This window comes from Limnohabitans parvus II-B4, assembly GCF_003063455.1.
In the GTDB taxonomy this organism is placed as follows: Bacteria; Pseudomonadota; Gammaproteobacteria; order Burkholderiales; family Burkholderiaceae_C; genus Limnohabitans_A; species Limnohabitans_A parvus.
In genome coordinates this window covers 201,961-226,696 of the sequence record NZ_NESN01000003.1, presented here as the reverse complement: position 1 = coordinate 226,696, position 24,736 = coordinate 201,961, and the positions used below count along the sequence as shown (strand labels likewise).

Annotated in this window: 17 protein-coding genes; 11 read left to right on the top strand and 6 right to left on the bottom strand. The window is 60.9% G+C overall.

The window, feature by feature from the left end:
• Positions 1-262 precede the first annotated feature (262 nt).
• Positions 263-3,298, top strand: coding sequence for an Rne/Rng family ribonuclease (locus B9Z37_RS09505; RefSeq protein WP_108312785.1), 3,036 nt, complete (start codon positions 263-265; stop codon positions 3,296-3,298).
• 229 nt (positions 3,299-3,527) lie between these two features.
• On the opposite strand, the gene B9Z37_RS09500 is transcribed toward B9Z37_RS09505, so the two are convergent.
• The 4 genes from B9Z37_RS09500 to hemC are packed head-to-tail and all read right to left on the bottom strand — an operon-like array spanning position 3,528 to position 7,591.
• Complete coding sequence (locus B9Z37_RS09500) at positions 3,528-4,823, bottom strand: heme biosynthesis protein HemY (protein WP_108312784.1); 1,296 nt, start codon at positions 4,821-4,823, stop codon at positions 3,528-3,530.
• A 6-nt stretch (positions 4,824-4,829) separates the two neighbouring features.
• A complete protein-coding gene (locus B9Z37_RS09495; RefSeq protein ID WP_108312783.1) occupies positions 4,830-5,867 on the bottom strand; it encodes a uroporphyrinogen-III C-methyltransferase in 1,038 nt (345 codons plus the stop codon).
• On the bottom strand, positions 5,864-6,658 hold the full coding sequence (locus B9Z37_RS09490) for a uroporphyrinogen-III synthase (protein WP_108312782.1): 795 nt from the start codon (positions 6,656-6,658) through the stop codon (positions 5,864-5,866). The genes B9Z37_RS09495 and B9Z37_RS09490 overlap by 4 nt, the downstream gene beginning before the upstream one ends.
• A 15-nt stretch (positions 6,659-6,673) precedes the next feature.
• Complete coding sequence (hemC, locus tag B9Z37_RS09485) at positions 6,674-7,591, bottom strand: hydroxymethylbilane synthase (RefSeq protein ID WP_108312781.1); 918 nt, start codon at positions 7,589-7,591, stop codon at positions 6,674-6,676.
• Positions 7,592-7,732: 141 nt separating this feature from the next.
• Between hemC and ppc the strand changes: the two genes are divergently transcribed.
• Positions 7,733-10,585: a phosphoenolpyruvate carboxylase gene (ppc, locus tag B9Z37_RS09480; RefSeq protein ID WP_240606678.1), complete on the top strand. Its 2,853-nt coding sequence runs from the start codon at positions 7,733-7,735 to the stop codon at positions 10,583-10,585.
• Between the two features lie 48 nt (positions 10,586-10,633).
• Entirely contained in the window at positions 10,634-12,082 is a 1,449-nt protein-coding gene (gene argH, locus B9Z37_RS09475; protein WP_108312780.1) for an argininosuccinate lyase, read from the top strand.
• Between the two features lie 30 nt (positions 12,083-12,112).
• Here the strand turns inward: argH and B9Z37_RS09470 are convergent, their stop codons facing one another.
• Positions 12,113-12,766: a hypothetical protein gene (locus B9Z37_RS09470; protein ID WP_108312779.1), complete on the bottom strand. Its 654-nt coding sequence runs from the start codon at positions 12,764-12,766 to the stop codon at positions 12,113-12,115.
• 230 nt (positions 12,767-12,996) lie between these two features.
• Here B9Z37_RS09470 and B9Z37_RS09465 point away from each other — a divergent pair, with 230 nt between their 5' ends.
• The 7 genes from B9Z37_RS09465 (at position 12,997) to B9Z37_RS09435 (ending at position 20,221) form a co-directional block, all read left to right on the top strand.
• On the top strand, positions 12,997-13,839 hold the full coding sequence (locus tag B9Z37_RS09465) for a class I SAM-dependent methyltransferase (RefSeq protein WP_108312778.1): 843 nt from the start codon (positions 12,997-12,999) through the stop codon (positions 13,837-13,839).
• Positions 13,840-14,025: 186 nt separating this feature from the next.
• Positions 14,026-14,514, top strand: coding sequence for a bacteriohemerythrin (locus tag B9Z37_RS09460; protein WP_108312777.1), 489 nt, complete (start codon positions 14,026-14,028; stop codon positions 14,512-14,514).
• 164 nt (positions 14,515-14,678) lie between these two features.
• On the top strand, positions 14,679-15,833 hold the full coding sequence (locus tag B9Z37_RS09455) for an alpha-hydroxy acid oxidase (protein ID WP_108312776.1): 1,155 nt from the start codon (positions 14,679-14,681) through the stop codon (positions 15,831-15,833).
• 303 nt (positions 15,834-16,136) lie between these two features.
• Positions 16,137-17,420 carry a DNA polymerase IV gene (gene dinB / locus B9Z37_RS09450; protein WP_108312775.1) on the top strand — a complete coding sequence of 428 codons (1,284 nt, stop codon included), beginning with the start codon at positions 16,137-16,139 and terminating at the stop codon, positions 17,418-17,420.
• On the top strand, positions 17,386-18,228 hold the full coding sequence (locus tag B9Z37_RS09445) for an enoyl-CoA hydratase-related protein (RefSeq protein ID WP_108312991.1): 843 nt from the start codon (positions 17,386-17,388) through the stop codon (positions 18,226-18,228). Before dinB ends, B9Z37_RS09445 begins: the two co-directional genes overlap by 35 nt.
• A 67-nt stretch (positions 18,229-18,295) precedes the next feature.
• The gene (locus B9Z37_RS09440; RefSeq protein WP_108312990.1) at positions 18,296-19,162 is read left to right on the top strand and encodes a BRO-N domain-containing protein; all 867 of its coding nucleotides are present in this window, start codon (positions 18,296-18,298) and stop codon (positions 19,160-19,162) included.
• Positions 19,163-19,168: 6 nt separating this feature from the next.
• Complete coding sequence (locus B9Z37_RS09435) at positions 19,169-20,221, top strand: histone deacetylase family protein (RefSeq protein WP_108312774.1); 1,053 nt, start codon at positions 19,169-19,171, stop codon at positions 20,219-20,221.
• On the opposite strand, the gene B9Z37_RS09430 is transcribed toward B9Z37_RS09435, so the two are convergent.
• The gene (locus tag B9Z37_RS09430) at positions 20,222-21,628 is read right to left on the bottom strand and encodes a Fic family protein (protein ID WP_108312989.1); all 1,407 of its coding nucleotides are present in this window, start codon (positions 21,626-21,628) and stop codon (positions 20,222-20,224) included.
• Positions 21,629-21,796: 168 nt separating this feature from the next.
• On the opposite strand from B9Z37_RS09430, the gene B9Z37_RS09425 reads away from it, so the two are divergent.
• Positions 21,797-24,598, top strand: a complete 2,802-nt coding sequence (locus B9Z37_RS09425; RefSeq protein ID WP_108312773.1) for a DNA methyltransferase — start codon at positions 21,797-21,799, stop codon at positions 24,596-24,598.
• Positions 24,599-24,736 lie beyond the last annotated feature (138 nt).

Genomic DNA, 24,736 nt, shown 5'->3' with positions numbered 1-24,736 from the left:
GGACACCGGGGGAAGCCCCCGGCAGTGGACGAATCTTTGCATGCCTTTTGCCTCGCCCCATCCACGCGCCACGATCCCCATTCCTGTGCTCACGCGCAGCTGAATGGTGATCACCCTCGGCAATTCCCTTCGTTTCAGGCGTCAGCTCCGGCAACGGAGGCTTTGAGATTCCCAGGAATCCAGAGCCAGTTGTGTAAACAGGTTCCAGACAGCAGGCATTTTTCTGCACTGGGGTCAACGCTGACAAGAGAAGGAACGCATCATGAAACGGATGCTGATCAATGCCACGCAAGCTGAAGAGCGCCGCCTGGCCATCGTCGATGGACAAAAACTCCTCGACTACGAAATCGAAATCGAAGGCCGCGAACAACGCAAGGGCAACATCTACCAAGCGGTGGTGACCCGTGTCGAGCCCTCGCTCGAAGCCTGCTTTGTGGACTACGGCGAAGACCGCCACGGCTTTTTGCCTTTCAAGGAAATCTCGCGCCAATACTTTGCTGAAGGCGTGTCCGTCAGCCAAGCGCGCATCCAGGATGTCATCAAAGAAGGCCAGTCCCTCTTGGTGCAAGTTGAGAAGGAAGAGCGCGGCAACAAAGGCGCCGCCCTGACCACCTTCGTCAGCTTGGCTGGCCGCTATGTGGTGCTCATGCCCAACAACCCCCGTGGTGGTGGCGTCAGCCGCCGCATCGAGGGCGATGACCGGGCCGAGCTCAAAGAAGCCATGGACCAGTTGGAATACCCCAAGGGCATGTCCATCATTGCGCGTACCGCGGGCATTGGCCGCTCCGCGCCCGAGTTGCAATGGGACCTGAACTACTTGCTCAAACTCTGGACCGCGATTGACGGCGCCGCCCAGGGCAAAGGCGCTTTCCTGATTTATCAGGAATCGAGCTTGGTGATTCGCGCTATCCGCGATTACTTCAACAACGACATCGGCGACATCCTGATCGACACCGACGACATCTACGAACAAGCTCAGCAATTCATGAGCCACGTGATGCCCGAGTTCGCGCCACGTGTGAAGCGTTACCGCGACGACGCACCGCTGTTCAGCCGCTTCCAGATCGAGCACCAGATCGAATCGGCCTACGCCCGTACCGTGCAACTGCCATCGGGCGGTGCCATCGTGATCGACCACACCGAAGCCTTGGTGTCGGTGGACGTCAACTCGGCCCGCGCCATCAAAGGCGGCGACATCGAAGAAACCGCCACCCGCACCAACCTCGAAGCCGCCGACGAAGTGGCCCGCCAGATGCGATTGCGCGATCTGGGCGGCCTGATCGTGATCGACTTCATCGACATGGAAGAGAGCAAGAACCGCCGCGAAGTGGAAAACCGCCTGCGCGACGCGCTGCGCCAAGACCGCGCCCGTGTGCAGTTCGGCTCGATCAGCAAGTTCGGCTTGCTGGAGATGAGTCGCCAGCGCCTCAAACCCGCCTTGTCGGAAGGCGCTTCGATTCCTTGCCCTCGCTGCGGCGGCGCAGGCCACATCCGCGACACCGAAAGCTCGGCGCTGCAGATCCTGCGGATCATTCAGGAAGAGTCCATGAAGGACAACAGCGCCGCTGTGCACGCCCAAGTGCCCGTCGAAGTCGCGTCTTTCCTGCTCAACGAAAAGCGTTCCGAGATCGCCAAGATCGAGCTGCAGCAACGCATCAACGTGCTGCTCGTGCCCAACAAGTCGCTGGAAACACCGCACTACAAGCTCGAGCGCTTGAAGCACGACGACCCGCGCCTGGACCGCATCGAAGCCAGCTACAAGATGGCCGAAGAGATCGAAGACGCCACCACCGTGACGCGCCGCTCGCAAGAGCCCACCAACAAGCAAACGCCGGTCATCAAGGGCGTGCTGCCTGACGCACCCGCGCCGATTGCACCGGTCAAGCCAGAAGCCCCGGTGGCAGCAGCCAAGCCTGCACGCAAGGCCGCAGCAGCGCCCGTGGCAACTCCGGCAGCTACGGGTGGTTTCTTCGGTTGGCTGAAGAACCTGTTCGGCGGCAGTGCCCCCGAAGCAGCGCCAGCGGCTGTTGGCAAGAAGGATGAAAAAGCACGCGAAGGCCGCAATGGCGAGCGCCGCACCGAGGGTCGCGAAGGCGGCCGCGATGGCGAACGCCGTGAAGGGGGCCGTGATGGCCGCCGTGGTGGTCGCGATGGCCGCCGTGGTGAACGCAGCGAAGGTGCTGCACAAGGCGAAATCCGCGCACCCCGCGAAGGTGGCCGCCGTGGTGAAGGTCGCAACGAATTGCGTGAAGGCGAAGCCCGCCCGGCACGCGGCGAACGCACTGAGCGTGGTGAGCGTGGTGAGCGAACAGAACGTCCTGCCGGCGACCGTCCTCCCCGTGAAGGCCGCCGCGATGGTCGTGGCGAGAACCGCAGCGAAGGCCGAAACGAAGGTCGCAGCGATGCAGCGCCCGAGTTGAACGCCGATGGCACCGAAGTGCGCAACGAACGCGCACAGCGCGGCGAAGGTCGTGGCGAGGGTCGCCGTGAACGTGGCGAACGCGGTGGTGAAGGCCGTCGTGAGCGTGGTGAACGCGGTGGCGAGCGCCGCCAGGGCGACAACGCCTTCAACGAAAACAGCGCCCCTGAAGCCGAGGTGATCGTCGCCGAAGGACAAGAAGCCCAAGCAGCCCAAGAAGGGGGGGCACCGTCCGAAAACAACGGCGAACGCCGTGAGCGCCGCTCGCGTGACCGCTATGGCCGCGACCGACGTGAACGCGCAGGCGAACCCCGCCAGGACAGCACAGGCGAGGACACCCAAGCCGATGTGAACACTGCACCCGCTTCTGCCGCTGCCGCCGAAGCCACAGGTGAAGACCGCCCTGCACCACGCTCTTATTTTGAGCGTGCGCAGCAAGCCTCAGCCGCCCCTGCTGCCGAGGCACCTGCCGCTGTGGCAACGGAAGCTGTGTCGACACTTGCACCTGCCGCTGCGACAGAAGCCCCTGTGGTCGCAAGCCCTGTGGCACCAGTGGCTAAACCTGCGGCTCCAGCACCTGTGGCGCCAGCCCCCGTGGCAGCGCCAACAGCAGCACCTGCGGCTGCACGCGCAGGCTTGCCTTCCGTGACCCACTACACCTTGCAGATCGACAGCTTGCACCAAGTGGCGCAAGGCTCTGGCCTGGTCTGGGTGAATTCGGATGCCGACAAGGTTGCTGCTGTCCAGGCCGCCATCGCTGCCGAACCCAAGCCGGTCCGCGTGCCGCGCGAGCGTCCGCCAGCTGTGGTGCTGGATGAAGGCCCATTGGTTCTGGTGGAAACACGCAAAGACTTGAAGCAACTCAACGTGCCGTTCTGACCCTCAAGGTCAAGCGCCCTTGGTGCTTCGAAAAACCGGGCGATTCGCCCGCTTTTTTTTCGCCTCAAAACCATCAAACCCTGCAGCAAAAACTGACCCACGGCTTGTTGTTTCAGTCGACGAAACGTCAAGCTTTCGTCGGGTCGGAGGATGTTCACCCAGCGTGATTCCGTGCAACGGCACCGGGTGGTTCATGTCAGGCACACACCGAGCAACAAACGGGAATGGGTCAGCTCTGGGAAACCAGTGCGGCTTGCTTCCAGGCGGCCGCGGCGGCGGCAGGATCCTGGCGCTGCTCAGCCAACTCGGCCAAGGCGCACCAGGCCTTGCGCTTCAAAGCCGGGCTCTGCAAACCCTTGACCGCTTGAGCCAACAGGCTTTGCGCCTTGCCCCACAGCTGGTGACGCAAACACACCATGCCCGCCAAATACTGCCAACGCGCATCTTGCGGGTGGGCTTGTTGCGCCGCTTCGACCCGGGCCAGCCACTGCCGTGCATCGGCAGCCTGCGCGTCTGCCAGGCAGACTTCCATGGCTTGCACCATGCGCGCCAGCTGGTCAGGTGTCCACTTCGGTTGTGGCGATTGCAAAGGTGCCCACAAAGGCTGAAGCCAGGGTTTGGCCATGCCCCCCGAGCCGCCCAACGCCACAAAGCGCAAAGCGACCTCTGCGGCCAAGTCAGGCATGGCACGTTGCGCCAAAGTCAATTGGAGCCACAAACGCTGGACAGACTCTGGATCGTGCAAATGCGATAACCATTCCAAAATCAGGCCGCGCACCAGACTGTCAGCGGTTGCTGGCGTGAAGGCGCGGTGTTTGGCCAGCAACACGGCCGTGTCCAAAGCCTGGGCAGGTTGGCCAGCCAATCGGGCCGCCTTGAGCTGCATGCGCATGGCCACCATGCGACGCCCCAAGGCCGAAGGCAAACTCTTCAAGAGGCTCAGGCTGCCTGCGGCATCCCGGTCATCCAGCAACCAGCGGGCTGCGCGCAGTTGAGCGCCTTCGGTCAAAGCCTGGCGCTCGGAAGACTGCCCCGCCTTGGCCGCCTCCAAGGCTTCTTGCCAGTGCGTTTGCCGCACATGGCGGTCTTGCAAAGCGTGCGCCGATTCGGCCACCATGATGTGCGCGACCGTGCGCAAAGCCACCGCATGGTCAAGCTGCAGGCCGGCATCTTTCAGGCGCGCTTCTTTGTCAAGGGCCGATTGCGCTGCTTTGCGGGCGCGCAAGAAACGTCCGGCCATGAAGTTGCTGATCGATTCGAGCAAGGCCGCATGGGCGGCCCTTTCTTTTTGCTGCAAGCGCCAGCGCTGGGCTTGCTTGGGCAAAGACAGCAAGGCCGACAAAGCCTGCTGGGCCAACACCACCACCAGCACCACCAAACCCAGCATCAACAGCACCAGATTGAGTGAGAAGTCGACCCGGTATGGCATCAGGAAAAACGTCACCGTGCCGTTGTTGTGCCAAGCCAGCCAGGCCGTAGCCACGGCCAAAGAAAACAAACTGATGAGCCAAAGAGCTGCGCGCATGAGGTCTTACCTTCCTGCTGCCGCTGTGGCCAAAGCGGTCAATGAACCGTCCAGACGAGGGGTCTCGCTGGCTTTCAACTGCCCGCCTGATTGCTCCAGCAATTGAAGCAATTGAACAGTCTTGCGCGAAGACGCATCGGCATAACGGCGCACGATCACGGATGCCGAAGCCAGGTCTGCACGGGCCGCATCTTTTTGACGGGCCAGCAAGCCCAAACGGGCATTGAGCAATTTGAGTTTGAGATTTTCACGCAAGAAAAACCCCTGCTCCGGGGACAGCAAAGCAGCCTCTGGCGACTCGATGCGGCTCACGCGCACCAAGCCCTTGAGTTGCTCGGCAAACTGCATCAAGCCCGCCATCCACCAAGATGGCGGGGTGGGCGTGCTGCCTGCTTCGGCCAAAGACCGGGTCATGGCGGCAGTGGGCAACTCCTGGTTGGCCAGCACCAAGCCATCGACCAAAGCAACCCCTTCGTCCAGCTTGATCAGCAAGCCCGGCAAATCGAACGCTGGCGTCGTATTGAGTCGATCCAGGTCTTTTTCAACGGCCCGAAGCACCGGGGCCAGCCGGGGCTGCGCCGCCCGTTTCACTCGCACCTGGGCCGACTTGAGTGCCGCCAGCAAGGGCTCCATGCTGCCCGTCAATTGCGCCTGCTGCTGCGCCATGCGCAAAGCGGCTTCGATGTCGACCACCAAATTTTCATCACGCGAGCGCGACAAGCTTTGGATCAACTCTTCCAGCTGCCCACGCTGCAACGCCACCTCACCCAAGCGGGCTTCCATCAGCGTCAGGCGTGCGGCGCTGTCTTTCACGGTTTCTTGCGCTTGTCTGGCCCAGGCTTTGGCCTCCAGCGATTGCTGCCCTGCATCGGCACTTTGGCGTGCCAACTGCTCCTGAATGCGTGACAGCTTTTGCCACAGCAACACCGACACCAGCAAAGCAAGACTAGCCACACCCAAGGGCACCCAAAGGCTCCAGACGCGTCGGCGCACAGGTTGACGGGTCGCAACAGAGGACGGTGGTGTTTCGGGCGTGGAGGTCATGTCAGCGATTTTATAGACACCGCTTGCACCTCTAGGCCAGCGGGCACCGTCTCCACCCGGCCCCAACCGGTCTGGCGCAGGCGCTGGGCAATGCGCGGGTGTGTGGCCAGCGCTCTGGCTTGCCCCACAGCCAGACCGGGACAGGCCTGCAACAGGTGCTGGGCCGCCTCGGAGCTGCTGAACAACCACCAGCTGCCATCGGTCATGGCTTGCACCGCCCTTTGTTGCTGACTGACCGACAACACGGGGGTTTGCCGCACATAAGCCACGGCTTGCACCACCTGAACGTCCGCTTCGGCCAACTTTTGTGCCAACCAGTCCCGCCCAGCTATCTGCCCTTGGGCGTCTGCGCCGCGAACAATCAGCACCGAGGCGTGATCCATCTTCGCCACTTGCGCCGCCACTCGCGCCGCCACCAGGTCCCACAAAGCTTCCGAGTCAAACTGGCTTGAATCGGCATCCGGCGAATCGATCTGATCGGCTGGCCAGCCGCAATCCAGCAAGGCCGCCTGAGTGCCTGGCCCGGTAGACCAGGCACGGCAAGCTCGCAAATCCAGCCCATCGGGTCTCGCGGCCATGAAAAACCGCACCGCATTGGCGCTGACAAACATCACTGCCAAATGTTGGGGCACCTGCTGCCACACCGCCTGCAAGGCGTAGGCATCGGGCAAAGAAGCGATCTGGATCAGGGGAATCATTTCGGTGCGCACACCATGGGCTTGCAAACCCGCAGCCCAAGATGCGGCCTCACGCTCAGGCCGGGTGACGATCACCACAAGGGCTTCAGCCATGCCAAGCCTGAAAATTCAATGCGCGCCAGCCTGGCGCAAGGCTTGGGCCACGCTCAGGCCCAAAGCCTCTGCCGCCTGCAAGTCCGTGGCGGTGGCGTGGCCATGGGCCGTGACCAACTGGGTCGAGCCCTGTGGGTCGCCCCAGGCGGCGCGCAGTTGCAGCACGCCGTCCTCGATCGTGGCGTGCGCCGCCAAAGGCATGGAGCAACTGCCCCCCATGGCACGGCTCACCGCACGCTCGGCTGCCACCCGACGCCACGACGGCGCATCGGCCAGCGGCGCCAGCAAGGCACGCAAGTCGGCCCGGTCGCTGCGGATCTCGATGCCCAAAGCACCTTGGCCTGCGGCGGGCAACATCTGGTCGGTCTCAAAAATGTGGCGAATGCGCTCGGACAGGCCCAGACGCTTGAGGCCCGCCGCTGCCAGCACGATGCCCGCGTATTGGCCTTCATCGAGTTTGCGCAAACGGGTGTCCAGATTGCCGCGCAAAGGCTCGATTTTCAAATCAGGGCGCAAAGCGCGCAGCAACACCGTGCGACGCAAACTTGATGTGCCCACCACCGCGCCTTGCGGCAGGTCTTCCAGGCGGGCATAAGCTGCCGACACCCAAGCGTCACGCGGGTCTTCGCGCTCCATGACGCAAGCCAACTCGAAGCCTTCGGGCATGTCCATGGGCACATCCTTGAGCGAATGCACCGCAATGTCGGCACGGCCTTCGTGCAGCGCGACTTCGAGTTCCTTGACAAACAAACCTTTGCCGCCGACTTTGCTCAGACTGCGGTCCAGAATCTGGTCGCCCTGAGTGGTCATGCCCAACAGCGTGACTTGACAGCCGCGCGCTTGCAACAAGGCTTTGACGTGTTCGGCCTGCCACAGCGCCAAACGGCTTTCACGGGTGGCGATCACGATGGAGGGAGCAGAGGTCGAAGACACGTTGAATTTCTCGTCAAAAAGGCCTCACCACGATGAAACCAGTTGGTAATTAATAGGGTCTGGGCGATGCTAGCATGAGGCAACGAGGCCACAAGTCTCGACACGCCTCAGCCAAACCACCCCTTCACCGAACCCATCCCGATGAAACAGGCCTCCACAGACCACCACGTCGCAGCCAAACTGCCCCGCGCCACACCCCGCACAGAAAAGCGCGACAGCGAACGCCCATTGGTGGAGGACATTCGCCTCCTGGGTCGCATTCTGGGTGACGTGATCCGCGTGCAAGAAGGCCCAGAGGCTTACGAGTTGGTGGAGCAAATCCGCAAACTCTCTGTCGCTTTCCGCCGTGACGCCGACCATGAGGCCGACAAGGCACTGAAAAAGCTGCTGAAAAATCTGCCGGGCGACCGGGCCGTGAGCGTGATCCGCGCCTTCACCTACTTTTCGCACCTGGCCAACCTGGCCGAAGACCGCCACCACATCCGCCGCCGCGCCATCCACGAGCGCGCTGGCCACACACAAGAAGGCAGCATCGACGTGGCGCTGCAGCGCCTGCGCTGGGCGGGCATCACGCCCAAAAGCATCTCGGACATGCTGGCCACCAGCTATGTATCGCCCGTGCTCACCGCCCACCCGACCGAGGTGCAGCGCAAAAGCATCCTGGACGCCGAGCGCGACATCGCCCACCTGCTGACCGAGCGCGACGCCATCAAGGCCCGTGCCGCTGCGGTCAATGCCGCCAAAGACGCGCTGACGCCCAAAGAGCTGGCCGCCAACGAGCTGCAAATGCGTGCCCGCGTGATGCAGCTGTGGCAAACACGCCTGCTGCGCTTTACCAAACTCACCGTGGCCGACGAAATCGAAAACGCGCTGAGCTATTACGAGGCCACGTTCTTGCGCGAAATCCCCAAGCTCTATGCCGAGTTGGAAGAGGCGCTGCCCGGCCAGCCCATTGCCAGCTTCTTGCGCATGGGCCAGTGGATTGGCGGTGACCGCGACGGCAACCCCAACGTGACCGCACAAACGCTGGAACACGCACTGACCCGGCAAAGCGATGTGGCCCTGCGCCACTACCTGACCGAAGTCCATTACCTGGGCAGCGAGCTGTCGCTGTCGGCCATGCTGGTGCCCTTTGGCCCCGAAATGCAGGCACTTGCTGCGCGCTCGCCCGACACCAACGAACACCGCCAGGACGAGCCGTATCGGCGTGCCCTGACAGGCATGTACGCCCGCCTGGCCGCCACGCTGACCCACCTGACCGGAGGCGAAGCCGCCCGCCACGCCGTGGCACCGCAAAACCCTTATGCAAGAGCCGAAGAATTTCTGGCCGACCTGCGCGTCATCGAGACGTCGCTGTGCAGCCACCACGCCGAAGCCGTGGCCGCGCAGCGCTTGCACCCGCTGATCCGTGCAGTGGAGGTGTTTGGCTTTCACCTGGCCACGGTGGACCTGCGCCAAAGTTCGGACAAGCACGAAGAAGTGGTGGCTGAACTGCTGACCACGGCACGGGTCGAAAAGCACTACAGCCAGCTCGACGAACATGCCAAACAAGCCCTGCTGCTGGGCCTGCTGAACGATGCGCGCCCGCTGCGCGTGCCGGGTGCCGACTACAGCGCCCACGCCACATCCGAGTTGGCGATTTTTGAAATGGCCCGACGCATGCTGGCCAGCTTTGGCAAACAGGCCATTCGCCACTACATCATCAGCCACACCGAAACCGTGAGCGACTTGCTGGAAGTGCTGCTGCTGCAAAAAGAAGTGGGCCTGCTGCGCGGCACGCTGGACAGCGAAGCGCACAACGACCTGATCGTGGTGCCCCTGTTCGAGACGATTGAAGACCTGCGCAACGCCGCGCCCATCATGCGCGACTTTTATGCCCTGCCCGGCGTGGCCGCACTGCTGCAACGCTCCGGTGGCGAACAAGACATCATGCTGGGCTATTCCGACAGCAACAAGGACGGCGGCATCTTCACCAGCAACTGGGAGCTTTACCGCGCCGAAATCGCTTTGGTTGAACTGTTTGACAAACTCAAAGGCAGCCACGGCATCACCTTGCGCATGTTCCACGGCCGGGGCGGCACCGTGGGCCGAGGCGGTGGGCCTAGCTACCAAGCCATCCTGGCACAACCGCCGGGCACCGTGCGTGGCCAGATCCGCCTGACCGAGCAGGGTGAAGTCATTGGGTCCAAATACGCCAACCCCGAAATCGGCCGCCGCAACCTCGAAACGCTGGTGGCCGCCACGCTCGAAGCCACACTGCTGCAACCCACCAAGCCCGCCACGAGGGCCTTTCTGGACGTGGCAGCCGAACTGTCTGAAGCCAGCATGGACGCCTACCGCGCCCTCGTGTACGAGACCCCCGGCTTCACCGACTACTTCTTTGGCGCGACCCCGCTCAAGGAATTGACCCAGCTGAACATCGGCTCACGCCCCGCATCGCGCAAAGCGCTTGAAAAAATCGAAGACTTGCGGGCCATTCCCTGGGGTTTCAGCTGGGGCCAATGCCGCCTGACCCTGCCCGGTTGGTTGGGCTTTGGTTCGGCCGTGGCCGCCTATCTGGACAAGCCCGATGCGACCGAGCGCAAAGCGGCGCTGGCCTTGCTGCAAAAAATGTACCGCCAGTGGCCGTTTTTCCGCACCCTGCTGTCCAACATGGACATGGTGCTGGCCAAGAGCGACTTGGCCCTGGCCTCGCGCTATGCCGAACTGGTGAGTGACGCCCGCTTGCGCAAAAAGATCTTTGCCGCGATCGAGGCCGAATGGCACCGCACCGCCGACGCGCTCGCCCAGATCACCGGCGAAAAGAACCGCCTGGCCAGCAACCCGGCACTGGACCGCTCGATCCGCCACCGCTTCCCCTACATCGACCCACTGCACCACCTGCAGGTCGAACTGATCCGCCGTTACCGGGCCGGCTTGGCCGACGAGCGTGTGCAGCGCGGGATTCACATCTCGATCAACGGCATTGCGGCAGGGCTGCGGAATACGGGTTGATGACCGGTTTTCGGGTAGCCACTTGCCGCCCGATAAAATCCCCCACCTATGACAAACCAACTCGACAAAAAATCCCAAGCCTGGTCCGCGCTCTTTTCTGAACCCATGAGCGAGTTGGTCAAGCGCTACACCGCCAGCGTGTTCTTTGACAAGCGCCTGTGGCAAGCCGACATTCAAGGCTCGCTGGCCCACGCCGAGATGCTGGCCACGCAAAAAATCATTGGCGCCAGCGACCTGGCCGACATCCAGCGCGGCATGGCGCAAATCACGCAAGAGATCGAATCCGGCGCGTTTGAGTGGAAGCTTGACCTGGAAGACGTGCATCTGAACATCGAAGCGCGCCTGACCCAGCTGGTGGGCGACGCGGGCAAGCGCCTGCACACCGGCCGCAGCCGCAACGACCAAGTGGCCACCGACGTGCGCCTGTGGTTGCGCAGCGAGATGGACCTGATCATCGATTTGCTGGTCGACCTGCAAAAGTCGCTGGTCGATGTGGCCGAGCAAAACGTCGAAGTCATCCTGCCCGGATTTACCCACCTGCAAGTGGCCCAGCCCGTGAGCTTTGCGCACCACCTGCTGGCCTATGTGGAAATGTTCAGCCGCGACGCCGAGCGCATGGTCGACGTGCGCCGCCGCACCAACCGCCTGCCCCTGGGCAGCGCCGCCTTGGCCGGCACCACCTACCCGCTGGACCGCGAACGCGTGGCCCGTACCCTGGGCATGGTCGATGAAGCAGGCCACCCACAAGTCTGCCAAAACAGCCTGGACGGCGTGAGCGACCGCGACTTTGCCATCGAGTTCACTGCAGCCGCCAGCCTGTGCATGGTGCACATCAGCCGCTTCTCTGAAGAGTTGATCTTGTGGATGAGCCAGAACTTCGGCTTTGTGAAGATCGCTGACCGCTTCACCACCGGCTCGTCCATCATGCCGCAGAAGAAAAACCCCGACGTGCCCGAGCTGGCACGCGGCAAGACCGGCCGCGTGGTCGGCCACCTGATGGGCCTGATCACCCTGATGAAGGGCCAGCCCCTGGCCTACAACAAAGACAACCAGGAAGACAAAGAGCCGCTGTTCGACACGGTGGACACGCTCAAAGACACCCTGCGCATCTTCAGCGAAATGGTCGGCGGCCAAGTGAACCCCGCCACAGGCCAAAAGGAAGGCGGCATCACCGTCAACGCCGCCGCGATGGAAGCGGCTGTTAAGAAGGGCTATGCGACCGCGACGGACCTCGCCGACTATTTGGTTAAAAAAGGCTTGCCCTTCCGCGACGCCCACGAGGTGGTGGCCCACGCGGTCAAAACCGCGCAAGGCTTGGGCGTGGACTTGTCAGAGCTGCCGTTGGAAACTCTGCAAAAGTTCGACAGCCGCATCGAAGCCGATGTGTTCGGGCCGCTCAGCCTGCAAGGGTCTCTGAACGCCCGCAACACCTTGGGCGGCACAGCGCCTGCGCAAGTGCGGGTGCAGATCGCACGCCACCGCGCCCGCTTGGCCTGAAAACGATTCGGCGCAGTCTGCTGCGCTGAATCACCCCCACTCTCGCCCTAATCTGGGCGCTGACACGCCTTTGTGCAGGCGGATCACTGGCACCGCCATGGTGATGACACGGGGCTTTTCGTCTTTGAGCAGCACCACGCTCAAAAACAAGGTGCCCAAGCCTTTTTCGGTCTTGAAGATGCCCCAACGCCGCTTGGGCGCAATGGCGGCCAAAAGGGCTTGTTCATCCCACTCGTCGGTCAATGGCAGGTAGCTGTAAGCCTGCTCGCGGTGGCGCAGCATCACATGGGTGTAGCTGTAACCTTCAATCGGCTGGCCATCGGTGCCAATGGGGCGAAATTTGATTTCATAGTCCCCCGTGGCGGTATTGCCATGGGCATATCGCCCCGCCTTCACGCCGGGCGCGAACTTGAAATTGGGCCGCCCAATCACCAGTGGCGCGTCCATCAAGTTGCGCAGCTCGATGTTGAGCACATTGGGGTAGTTTTTGTGCCCCGTCCCCATCGAATACGTGAGGTGCACTGAAAACTCGGGGATCTTCTTTTTGTTTCCGCCCAATACAAAGGCTGAAATCAGCAAACCCGAGCCCGCGGTGATGAAGTCCCAAAGGCCTTGGTCTTTGGCCCATTTGATCCAGGTCAGCGGCATTTGGACCCAAATCCAGAAATCGTCAGTGAACATCATGGGCCATTTTAATCACCATTAAGTATTCAAAATTAGACGCGCATGGGTTGGCATTGATGCCCGTCAACCTGTCTTGATTTCGTCCACAACAACGTCCACGGCAGATCCCAGGGTGAGTGCGCGCACAGACGGCAGCAAACCAACGCGCAAGACTCGACACTTTGAGGCGCCAAGGCGCCAACCCGTTCTCTCGGTTTGAGAAGACAGATGAGACCCAAGGAGATCACGCCATGCAGTTCAGCGCCCACTCATCTCTGATCGAAAACCTGACGGGTGTGCCACGCACCTTGCTGATTCCTTTGGTAGCCCGCGCTCAAGCGAGCGCTTCGTTCCCCCTGCTGGACCCACACGATCGCTATGCCCAAGAACTGCTCACGGCCATGCGAGCAGAGGTGGAAACCTTTGGTCATGATGCCCCCACGTTTGTCAATGTACTTTGGCGTACAGGCCTGATCAAAACGCTGGGCAGAGATTTTTTCTCCCGCGCCCCTCAAAGTCCGGGTATCAATCTCGGCGCAGGTCTGGCGCATTATTTTCAATGGCTTGGTAACGGCAAAAATACATGGATGGATGTCGACCTGGAGCAGGTGATCGATTTGCGTCAGTCGTTCATTCCCAAGTCATCTTCGCTCTGCCACAACCAGGCCATGGACATCACGCTACCCGGTTGGTGGAACCGTTTAGCCTTGCGCGAGCGCGATCAAAAGCGTCCTGTGTTTGTGGTCTGTGAAGGGGTGTTGATGTATTTGCAGCCATGCAAAGTGCACAGCATCATCCGTGAAATAGGAGAAAACGCCCCCGAGGGCTCGGAGTTGGTCATGGACTTTGTGTCGCCTTTGACCGTAGGGCCGACTGCCATGCTGGCGCACAAAAGCGAAACAGGTGCCCCGTTCGTTTGGGGGGTGCACAACGGACTGGAAGTTGCCAAGCTACACCCCCGCCTGGAATTGTTGTCACAGCACAGCGTGTCCGAGGCCTACGGCTGGGGGGCACTCTGGGCCGAAATGCTCTGGGGAACTTTCATGGGCGGCCCCCTTTACGGGCTGGCGCACCTGCGGGTGACCGAGCCTTGACCGGCCATTTGCTGCTTTTGCGGGAGGCAGCCCCTGCGGTCGAATGTGCGTTTTGGTGCCAGAAGCCATTCGCGAGCAGGGGCACGCTCCCGTAAAAACACTGCGCATTGACAGGCGGCATCCAGCCCGGCACGGTGATCCGCCATAATTTGGGCCATCACTTTGCGCCCCACCTGCACCCCAACCATGACCACTGCCACCCCCACCCTGATGCCCTGGACCGATTCACTCAACACGGGTGACGAACGGATGGACGAAACCCATCAGGAATTTATGGACATGATCAACAAGATCCTGGCCACCCCTGAAGACGAGCAATTGCCGGTTTACAAAGCGTTTCTGGCCCACACGGTGGAGCACTTTGCGCAGGAAGAACGCTGGATGTTGGCCACCGGCTTTTCAGCCGACAACTGCCACGCCGAGCACCACGCCACCATTTTGGAGACCATGCGCGTGGTCGAAGCCCACTACCTGGACACCGACAAGCAAATCATCACCCGCCTGGCCGAAGCGCTGGCCGAGTGGTTCCCGGGCCATGCCGCCAGCATGGACGCCGGACTGGCCGCACACCTGAAATCGGTGGGTTTTGACAGCGTGACCGAAACCCTGGCCGATCCGTCGGCCATCAAAAACGTGACCATGTCAGGTTGCGGCAGCGTCAGCTGCAGCAGCTGAAGCCGTTTCTTCCCTGCTGGCGATGGGGTGGGTTCAGGCCAGCGCCTGCCAAACCACCTCAAGAAATTTCAAAACGACTGTCTCAAGTTTCACAAGCTGCGCGGCAGGGGTGGACTACGATCTGAAAGATTAAGACCCAAGTCCAAACCCCGGAGACCCTCAGCATGCCCGTGATCACCAACATCGAAGACCTGCGCGTTCTGGCCGAAAAGCGCGTGCCGCGCATGTTCTACGACTACGCCGACAGCGGCTCCTGGACCGAGGGCACTTACCGCGCCAACGAAAGCGACTTTCACAAGATCAAGCTGCGCCAGCGCGTGGCCGTGAACATGGAAAACCGCACCACCGCCACCCAAATGGTCGGCATCGACACCAAAATGCCCGTGTGCATCGCCCCCGTGGGCCTGACCGGCATGCAGCACGCCGACGGCGAAATGCACGCGGCCATGGCGGCCAAGAAGTTCGGCATCCCTTTCACACTGTCGACCATGAGCATTTGCTCCATCGAAGACATCGCAGCCCACACGCAAGCGCCGTTTTGGTTTCAGCTTTACATGATGCGCGACCGCGAGGCCATGGCCCGCATGATCGACCGCTGCAAGGCTTCCAACGTGAGCGCTTTGGTGCTCACGCTCGATTTGCAAGTGATTGGCCAGCGCCACAAAGACCTGAAAAACGGCCTGACCGCCCCACCCCGCCCCACCATTGCCAACATCATCAACCTGATGACCAAGCCGCGCTGGTGCTTGGGCATGGCGGCTACCCGCCGCCACACCTTTGGCAACCTGGTGGGCCACGTCAAAGCCGTGACCAATATGAAGTCGCTGGCCTCGTGGACCAATGAACAGTTTGACCCGACGCTCAACTGGGAAGACGTCGCCTGGGTCAAGAAGCAATGGGGCGGCAAGCTGATCTTGAAGGGCATCATGGACGTGGAAGACGCCCAACTGGCCGTGGCCAGCGGTGCCGATGCCATCGTGGTCAGCAACCACGGCGGACGTCAATTGGATGGCGCGCCCAGCAGCATCGAAGCCTTGCCAGCCATCGTGGCAGCCGTGGGCGACAAGATCGAAGTCTGGATGGACGGCGGCATACGCAGCGGCCAGGACGTGCTCAAGGCCTGGGCCTTGGGGGCCAAAGGCGTGATGATCGGCCGCGCCATGGTCTATGGCTTGGGTGCCATGGGAGAAGCGGGTGTGACCAAAGCCCTGCAAATCATCCACAAAGAACTGGACGTGACCATGGCCTTTTGCGGCCGCACCGACATCCAGACCGTGGACAAAAGCATTTTGCTGCCGGGCACTTTTCCGACGGCCTGACGCCTTCTCGGTCATTACCGACTCGATCGAAAAACCAAACGCCTCCCTCGTCATTCCCGACTTGATCGGGAATCCATGGTTTTAAAGGCATGGATACCCGCATTCGCGGGTATGACGGCAGCAGTGTCATGCCAGGACCTCAGCGTTGTCATTCCCGCACCACAGTGCTGTCATTCCCGGACCACAGTGCTGTCATTCCCGACTTGATCGGGAATCCATCTTTGGGAGGCTGAATCCTCGGATCAAGTCCGAGGTTGACGATACCCTTCGGCCTCATGTCATCATGGCTCTGAGCACCCTTCCATGACCCAGCCCATCCGCCGCATCGCCCACCTCGACATGGACGCGTTTTACGCATCCTGCGAGCTGCTGCGCTACCCGCAGCTCAAGGGCATGCCGGTCGTCATTGGCGGCGGCAGGCGCAAAGAAGACGACCTGCTGGGCAAGCTGCAAGCGGCCTACCCCGATGGCGAATGGACCGAAGAAACCTTTGCCGAGCGGCTGGACCGCATCCCGGTCGACTTCTTCCCGCGCTTGAATGGCTACACCGGGCGCGGCGTGATCACCACCGCCACCTACGCGGCGCGGCAATTTGGCATCGGCTCAGCCATGGGGCTGATGAAAGCCGCCAAGCTCTGCCCGCAAGCCATCCTGCTCCCCGTGGACTTTGACCGCTACCGCTACTTCTCGCGCACCTTCAAAAGCATCATCACCGACATCGCGCCCGTCATGCAGGACCGGGGCGTGGACGAGGTCTACATCGACTTCACCGAGGTGCCCGGCGGCCAGCGTGAAGGCGGGCGCGTGCTGGCGCGGCTGATCCAGAAAAGCATTTTTGACGCCACGGGCCTGACCTGCTCGGTGGGCGTGGCGCCCAACAAGCTGATCGCCAAGATGGCCAGCGAGTTCAATAAACCCAACGGCATCTCGATCGTGCACGAGGCCGACCTGCAAACCCACATCTGGCCGCTGGCTTGCCGCAAGATCAATGGCGTAGGCCCCAAGGCAGATGAAAAGCTCAAAGGCTTTGGCATCCACACCATCGGCGACCTGGCCGCACGCGAGCTGCCTTGGCTGATGGCGAACTTTGGCAAAAGCTACGGCGCTTGGCTGCACGAAGCCTCTTGGGGCCGCGACGACCGCCCGGTTGAAACCGAGAGCGAACCCGTCAGCATGAGCCGCGAAACCACCTTTGAGCGCGACCTGCACGCCGTGCGCGACCGCGCCGAGTTGGGGGCCGTCTTCACTCGGTTGTGCGAGCAAGTGGCGGCCGATTTACAGCGCAAAGGCTACGAAGGCAAAACCATCGGCATCAAGCTGCGCTATGACAACTTCCAGGCTGTTACCCGCGACCAAAGCATTGACGGCTACACGGCTGACGCCAAGCGCATCCGCCAATTGGCGGGCCAGTGCCTTAAACGCGTGGACTTGTCGCGTCGCATTCGGCTGCTGGGCGTGCGGGTGGGCTCGCTGGTCAAGGCGGGGACAGCGCCTGCCCCCGGGGCGTCTTACAGTGAAGCCATTGCCACCCCACCACCCCAAGCGAATGACCATGGACAAACTCAACTGCTTTTCTTTGACGACTGAAGGCCACGTTGCCCATTTGGTGATGAACCGCCCCGAGGCGATGAACACCATGCACCCCACCTTCTGGCGCGAGCTGCACGAGGTGCTGACCGACATCCACAAAGCGGGCACCGCCCGGGCGCTGGTGATCTCGAGCACGGGCAAACATTTCAGCGCGGGCATGGACCTGCAGACCTTTGGCAGCGCCATACAGATGGACGACACCAGCGCCGAAGGCCGCTCGGCCGTGTACGACCTGCTGACCGACATGCAGCACACCTTCACCCTGCTTGAAGAGCTGCGCATCCCGGTGATCGCGGCCATCCACGGCGGCTGCATTGGCGGCGCGGTAGACATGGTCACCGCCTGCTGCATGCGCTACGCCTCGGCCGATGCGTTCTTCTGCATCCAGGAAATCAACATCGGCATGGTGGCCGACGTGGGCACCTTGCAACGCCTGCCCAAACTGCTGCCCATGGCGCTGGTCAAAGAACTGGCTTACACAGGCCGTCGCCTGAGCGCAGACAAGGCGCTGGCCCACGGCCTGGTGAACGAGGTGCTGCCCACCCACGAAGCCACCGTGGCCGCCGCCTTGCAAGCGGCCAAAGAAATCGCCAGCAAACCACCCGTGGCCATTTGGGGTACCAAACAAGTGCTGCACTACGCCCGCGACCACAGCACCGAAGACAGCCTGCGCCACATGGGCTGGCTGCAAGGCGCGATCTGGAGCAACGCCAATGTGCGCGAAGCCATCAGCGCCATGCAACAAAAACGCGAAGCCAACTTCGCGCCGCTGCCTGCGCTCAAGGGGTTTAGGGAATTTGGGTGAAGCGTTGGTAAGCGCTTTGCCAACGCCTAATGCGAAAATATCCACTTAGATGTCGGTGGAGAAACCCATGCCCAATGATCGCCCCGTGAAAGTGCAATTTTTCGACTCCGTTCACATACGCACGGCATGGGATGAAGGCGAAGAAAAGTGGTGGTTTTCCATCGTGGATGTGGTGGCAACGCTGACAGAAAGTGTGGATGCCACAGCTTATTGGCGCAAGCTCAAACAGCGCCTGAAGGCTGAGGGCAACGAAACCGTGACAAATTGTCACGGTTTGAAAATGAAGGCAGCCGATGGCAAATTGCGTATTACCGATGTGGCCGATACCGAACAGCTTCTGCGTATTGTCCAATCCATCCCCTCAAAAAAGGCCGAACCTTTCAAGCTCTGGTTGGCCAAAGTGGGCAGCCGACGTCTAGACCAGCTGCAAGACCCCGAGCTCAGCATCGAGCAAGCCATGCTCGACTACAAGCGGCTGGGCTATTCGGACAACTGGATCAACCAGCGGCTCAAGAGCATTGAAATTCGCAAAGAGCTGACCGACGAGTGGAAAAAGCACGGCTTGCAAGAGGGGCCAGAGTTCGCTTTTTTGACCGATGTGATTTACAAAACCTGGGCCGACAAAACAGCCAAGGAATACAAGCAGCACAAGGGCCTGAAAAAAGAAAACCTGCGTGACAACATGACCAACAAAGAGCTGATCATGAGCATGCTGGCCGAGTTGTCCACCAAGGAAATTTCAGAAGCCGTGCAGCCCCAGACGCTCGATGATCACGAAGATGTGGCCAAACGCGGTGGCGGGGTTGCCAAGCAGGCGCGACTCAAGCTGGAGGCTGAGACGGGCAAAAAAGTGATTAGCTCACAAAACGCCAAACAGTTGCGGCTGTTGAGTCAAAGCCAGAGCAAAAAAACCACCGGCAGGACAGCAAAGTAACCCGCCATGAAAATCTTCCACAACACCCATCACGCTGAGCACGCTGGCCGCCAAGAAATGTTCCGAGGCCGCTTGGTCGATTGCCACGAAGTGCCGCAGCGCTTGCAGCATGTGCTCGATGAACTGAACAAGCGCCCTGTCGGCACCTTGGTGCAACCAGCAGCCGACCTGCCGCTGGACGCGGCTTTGCGGCGGGTACACAGCGCCGACTATCTGGACTTTTTGGCGCACGCCTGGAGCGACTGGGTGGCGCTGGACCCGGGCAATGCGTTGGTGGACGCCCTGCCCTCGGTCTGGCCGCTGGCCGCTCGGCACGGCTTTCGCACCGATATGCCGCCGCTCAACTTTGCGGCGCGGCTGGGGCAGTACGCGTTTGACTCGGGCACGCCCTTGATGGCGGGCAGCTGGGCCGCCGCACGCGAGGGCGCGGCCTGTGCGCTGGCCGCCGCGCAATCGGTGCTGGGTGGCGAACGCTTTGCCATGGCGCTGACCCGCCCACCAGGCCACCATGCAGGCCCCAACTACATGGGCGGGTATTGCTTCATCAACAACGCCGCCGTGGCCGCGCAGGCCTTGCGCGACGGCGGGCTGGCGCGTGTGGCTGTGCTGGATGTGGACTACCACCACGGCAACGGCACGCAGACCATCTTTTACGAGCGCAGCGATGTGCTGACGGTGTCCATTCACGGTGATCCACGCACCGAATACCCGTTCTTTTTAGGCCATGCGGATGAGCGCGGCGCGGGGGCTGGCGAGGGCTACAACCTGAACCTGCCGCTGCCGCGTGGCACCGGGTTTGAAGTCTGGTGGGCCGCGCTGCAAACCGCCATTCAGGCCGTGAGCGACTTTGCGCCGCAAGCGCTGGTGGTGCCGCTGGGGCTGGACACCTTTGAGGGCGACCCGATTTCGGGCTTCAAGTTGCGCAGTGCGGATTATTTGCAGGTCGGCCGAGCGATAGCGCAGCTGGGTTTGCCGACGGTGCTCACGCTCGAAGGTGGCTACGCTGCGGCAGATTTGGGCGTGAACACGGTGAACGTGCTCGAAGGGCTGCGCGGCTGATCACCCCTGAATGCTGCGCCAGCGCTCCAGCTCAGCCGGGCGCAGGCCATAGCGGGCCAACACGCCTTCGTGCAATCGCCGCAGCTCTTGCATGACCAAGGCCCGAACGTTTTCACGGTCCGGCCCAGGCACGGCCAGGGCCACTTGGGTGGCCACCAACGCCAGCGGGTCTTGCTCGGGGTTTTGCACCACGGCCTTGACGATGTGGCGAATGGCGTCGCGGTAAGTCAGGCGCAGCACATCTGGTTCGACCACGCTGGACTTGGCCGTCAGGTACTCCTTGGTCGAGCGCTCATAGGCCCACATGAACAAGTCGCGCAGCAGCTCCACGCGGTTCATCTCGTAAACGCCCAGCACCGATGCGGTGTACCAGTCCTGCGACACGCCCAAAAACGTCAGCGGGCACAGGTTGGCCCGCAGCAGCGGCCAGTTGGCCAGCAGGCGCGACGTGCGTTTGTTGCAGTCGGCAAAAGGCTGCAAATACGGCAAGTGCACCATCGCAAAAAACGACTGCTCAAACGGGTCTTCAATTGCGTTGAATTTGGCCAGCGCTTCATCCAGCAAGGTGCCAATCAGCGACTGGCCCGATGGCGGCTGGTAATTGCTTTGCCCAATTTGCACCGGGTGCAGACGCAAGCGGCCTTCGTCCTCGGGGCTTTCGAGCAGGTTTTCTGACAAAGCGCTGTGCAGGTTCATCAGCACATAGCGGCTCAGCTGCGGCGCGGCCACGTTGTCCATCAGCAACTCGATAGCGGCCTTGTGGTTCAGGATCATCTGCGTCTCGGTCACGCCGTGGCCTTGCGCCTGCTGGCCGTGGGCGATCAGGGCGCGGGTGTCCAGGCGCGAATAGGTGTTGCCCTCCAGGTGGCTGGACGCCCAAGACAAATCGATCAACAAACGGTCAAGCACGGCGCGGCCATAAGTGCCCGCCGGTTGCGGCCCCGGCCCGGTGCGGCCCATGCGGTGCAACTGCGCCCGCACAGGCTGGGGCAGATAAAACGTGACGTTGGGCTGATAGGCCTGCAAAAACTCAGACTGGTAACCCACCGGTTTGCGGGTGCTCCAGGGCTGGGCCAGATAGGCGCGGATGTCTTTGCTGTCGGGCGAGAGCAGCCACTGGCCCGTGGAGAGTTCTTCTTCGGCCAGCCAAGTGGCTGACTCTGACAACCCGTCTTGAGTGGGCAAAGCGTAAGCCACCACTTTTGGCGCGATTCCGGAATTAGCCACATAACGGGTAGCACGTGCCTTGCCAACTGGCGCGATTTTGCCTTCTGTCACCCACTTTGCCAAAGCTCTTTGCAAGCTGCGGCGCGGCACATCGGGCCATTCTGCAGAAACATCCCCAAGCGATAAGCCATCTGGCTGAGCCTGAATGGCAGTCAAGAGTTGGGCGTTGAAATCTGTCATGATTGGCGCGATTTTAAACAATCGCGCCAATTTGGCAAGTGCGTCCAGCAAGCCATCGTCAATTCCAGCCGCTCCCGCCACAGACCCTTTAGTTACTCCCCCAGCACTACCCAAGCCAAAAAACCGAGAACTTTCCATTAACATCCAAGCTCACTTTATGAGCACCAAATGGGTCTTAATTGGAACGAAATCAAATCTAGGGCATTGCTTTTTAGCAAAACCTGGGCCGACGCCTGCAACGAAGACAGCCAGGCCAAGCCCTTCTGGATCGACTTCTTTGAAATCTTTGGCATCACCAACAAACGCGTCGCCACCTTTGAGCTGAACGTCAAAAAGCTCGGCGGCGCCCAAGGCTTTGTGGACCTGTTTTGGCCCGGCGTGCTGTTGGTGGAGCACAAGTCGCGCGGCAAAAGCCTGGACGACGCGGTGGACCAAGCCATTGGCTACCTGCACAACCTGCCCGAGCGCGACCTGCCCCAGCTGGTGGTGGTGTGCGACTTTGCCCGCTTTCGGGTGCGGCGCCTGGCCACGGGCGAAACGGTGGAGTTTGAACTCAAGCACCTGCACAAACACGTCAAGCTCTTTGGCCTGCTGGCGGGCTACAAGGTGCAAGACATCCGTTCGGAAGACCCGGTCAACATCAAGGCCGCCGAACGCATGGGCCGCCTGCACGACGCCCTGAAAGCCAGTGGCTACAGCGGCCACGCGCTCGAGGTGCTGCTGGTGCGCCTGCTGTTTTGTTTGTTTGCCGACGACACGGGCATCTTTCAGCCCGCGCAATCGTTCAGAGACTTTGTCGAAGAACGCACCGCGCCCGACGGCTCGGACCTGGGGCCGCGCCTGGGGCAACTGTTTCAGGTGCTCAACACGCACGAAAGCCAACGCAGCAAAAACATCGACGAACAGCTGGGCCAGTTTGCGTACATCAACGGCCGTCTGTTTGAAGAAACCCTGCCCATGGCCGACTTCAGCACCGCCATGCGCGAAGCCCTGCTGGACGCCTGTGCGCTCGACTGGTCGGCCATCAGCCCGGCGATTTTTGGCAGCCTGTTCCAAGGCATCATGGACGAGAAGGCCCGCCGCAACCTGGGCGCGCACTACACGTCTGAGGCCAACATCCTCAAGCTGATCAAGCCCCTGTTTCTGGACGAACTGCACGCCGAGTTTGAGCGCGTCAAAGGCCACCGCAACAAGCTGTTTGAGTTTCACAAAAAGCTGCGCCAGCTGACGTTTTTTGACCCTGCCTGTGGGTGCGGCAATTTCTTGGTCATCAGCTACCGCGAACTGCGCGAGCTGGAGCTGAAGGTGCTGCGTGCCGACCACGAACTGAGCGCACACAAAGGCCAGCTGACGGTGGACGTGCATGGCCTGATCGGCGTGAACGTGGACCAATTCTTTGGCATCGAGATCGAAGAGTTTCCTGCGCAAATTGCCCAAGTGGCCCTGTGGCTGGTGGACCACCAAATGAACCTGCGCGTGAGCGTGGAGTTTGGCCTGTACTTTGCCCGCATCCCGCTCAAAAGCTCACCGCAGATTCGCCACGCCAACGCGCTGCGGCTGGACTGGCACGAGGTGCTGCCTGCGGAGCGGTGCAGTTATGTGCTGGGTAATCCGCCGTTCCTTGGAAAGCAATACCAAACGCCAGAACAGAAAGCCGATTTGGCGCGTGTGGTTCATGACATCAAAGGTGGAGGTGTATTGGACTTTGTGTCTGGCTGGTATATCTTGGCTGGGCAATACCTGCAGGGCTGCACCAGTACGCAAGTCTCGTTTGTATCCACCAACAGCATCACTCAAGGCGAACAAGTGGCCGTGCTATGGGGCGAAATGCAGCGCTTGGGAATGCACATCCACTTTGCCCATCGGACATTTCAATGGAGCAATGAAGCAAAAGGCAACGCTGCCGTGCATTGCGTCATCCTGGGCTTTGGCCCCGAAGATCAAGCCGTTAAAACCATTTACGAATACGAAGACATCAAAGGCCTACCGCATGCCGTGCCTGTTAAGCGAATCAATGCCCACTTGGTAGACGCGCCAGATGTGTTGCTGAACAAACGCCGCACACCGATTTGCGAAGTGCCTGAAATGACAAACGGCAACATGCCCAACGACGGCGGAAAACTGCTGTTTAGCCAAGCAGAAAAGGAAGAACTCCTACATCTTCAGCCAAACGCGAAAGAGTGGATCAAGCCGTTTTCGATGGGGGAAGAGTTCATCAATAACACCCCGCGCTGGTGCTTGTGGCTTGTTAATTGTTCACCCTCACAGCTTCGATCTATGCCACACGTGATGAAGCGCGTCGAAATGGTGCGCGAAACACGCCTAGCCAGTTCACGCGCAACTACCAAAGAGCTGGCAAGTACACCAACCCTGTTCGGTGAAATTCGCCATCCAAAGTCAAAACGCTATTTGGCGATCCCAAAGGTTTCTTCCGAACGCCGCCAATTCATCCCCATCGGCTATCTGGACATTGACGTCATCTGTGGCGACAAAATTTTCTTTGTCGACGATGCCTCACTGTTCACCTTTGGGGTGCTCACCAGCACGATGCACAACGCGTGGATGCGATACACCTGTGGACGCTTGAAAAGCGATTACAGCTACTCCAACACCATCGTCTACAACAACTACCCCTGGCCCGGCTTCGCTGGCGAGGCGCTCAGCGACAAACACCGCACCGCCATCGAACAAGCCGCCCAATGCGTGCTCGACGCCCGCGCCCAATTTGCAAGCTCCTCGTCACTGGCCGACCTCTACGACCCACTGACCATGCCCCCGGCCCTGCTCAAGGCCCACCAAAAACTAGACACCGCCGTAGACGCCGCCTACCAACCCAGCGGCGGCAAAAAGTCCTACGCCTCCGACGCCGAACGCGTGGCCTTCCTGTTCGAGCTGTACCAACGCATCACCAGCTTGCTACCCGCGCCAGCTGTCAAGAAAACGCGAACGCCCAAGGTCATAGAAAGTTGATTGCCATGACCAATCAGTTAATTCCATGTCCTAGTCAACCTAATCGAACTCCCAAAATTGGCTCTTCGCATGAAGGTATAGCGTCTGCCTTAGCGAAGTCTATGGAGCAAAAGCCGTCAGTCATCCATTGGCACCGGA

What these genes read in the sequence shown, in the direction of transcription:
- B9Z37_RS09505 (WP_108312785.1), top strand. Translation starts at nt 263, where the DNA reads ATGAAACGGATGCTGATCAATGCCACGCAAGCTGAAGAGCGCCGCCTG.
- B9Z37_RS09500 (WP_108312784.1), bottom strand. Translation starts at nt 4,823, where the DNA reads ATGCGCGCAGCTCTTTGGCTCATCAGTTTGTTTTCTTTGGCCGTGGCT.
- B9Z37_RS09495 (WP_108312783.1), bottom strand. Translation starts at nt 5,867, where the DNA reads ATGACCTCCACGCCCGAAACACCACCGTCCTCTGTTGCGACCCGTCAA.
- B9Z37_RS09490 (WP_108312782.1), bottom strand. Translation starts at nt 6,658, where the DNA reads ATGGCTGAAGCCCTTGTGGTGATCGTCACCCGGCCTGAGCGTGAGGCC.
- ppc (WP_240606678.1), top strand. Translation starts at nt 7,733, where the DNA reads ATGAAACAGGCCTCCACAGACCACCACGTCGCAGCCAAACTGCCCCGC.
- argH (WP_108312780.1), top strand. Translation starts at nt 10,634, where the DNA reads ATGACAAACCAACTCGACAAAAAATCCCAAGCCTGGTCCGCGCTCTTT.
- B9Z37_RS09470 (WP_108312779.1), bottom strand. Translation starts at nt 12,766, where the DNA reads ATGATGTTCACTGACGATTTCTGGATTTGGGTCCAAATGCCGCTGACC.
- B9Z37_RS09465 (WP_108312778.1), top strand. Translation starts at nt 12,997, where the DNA reads ATGCAGTTCAGCGCCCACTCATCTCTGATCGAAAACCTGACGGGTGTG.
- B9Z37_RS09460 (WP_108312777.1), top strand. Translation starts at nt 14,026, where the DNA reads ATGACCACTGCCACCCCCACCCTGATGCCCTGGACCGATTCACTCAAC.
- B9Z37_RS09455 (WP_108312776.1), top strand. Translation starts at nt 14,679, where the DNA reads ATGCCCGTGATCACCAACATCGAAGACCTGCGCGTTCTGGCCGAAAAG.
- dinB (WP_108312775.1), top strand. Translation starts at nt 16,137, where the DNA reads ATGACCCAGCCCATCCGCCGCATCGCCCACCTCGACATGGACGCGTTT.
- B9Z37_RS09445 (WP_108312991.1), top strand. Translation starts at nt 17,386, where the DNA reads ATGGACAAACTCAACTGCTTTTCTTTGACGACTGAAGGCCACGTTGCC.
- B9Z37_RS09440 (WP_108312990.1), top strand. Translation starts at nt 18,296, where the DNA reads ATGCCCAATGATCGCCCCGTGAAAGTGCAATTTTTCGACTCCGTTCAC.
- B9Z37_RS09435 (WP_108312774.1), top strand. Translation starts at nt 19,169, where the DNA reads ATGAAAATCTTCCACAACACCCATCACGCTGAGCACGCTGGCCGCCAA.
- B9Z37_RS09430 (WP_108312989.1), bottom strand. Translation starts at nt 21,628, where the DNA reads ATGACAGATTTCAACGCCCAACTCTTGACTGCCATTCAGGCTCAGCCA.
- B9Z37_RS09425 (WP_108312773.1), top strand. Translation starts at nt 21,797, where the DNA reads ATGGGTCTTAATTGGAACGAAATCAAATCTAGGGCATTGCTTTTTAGC.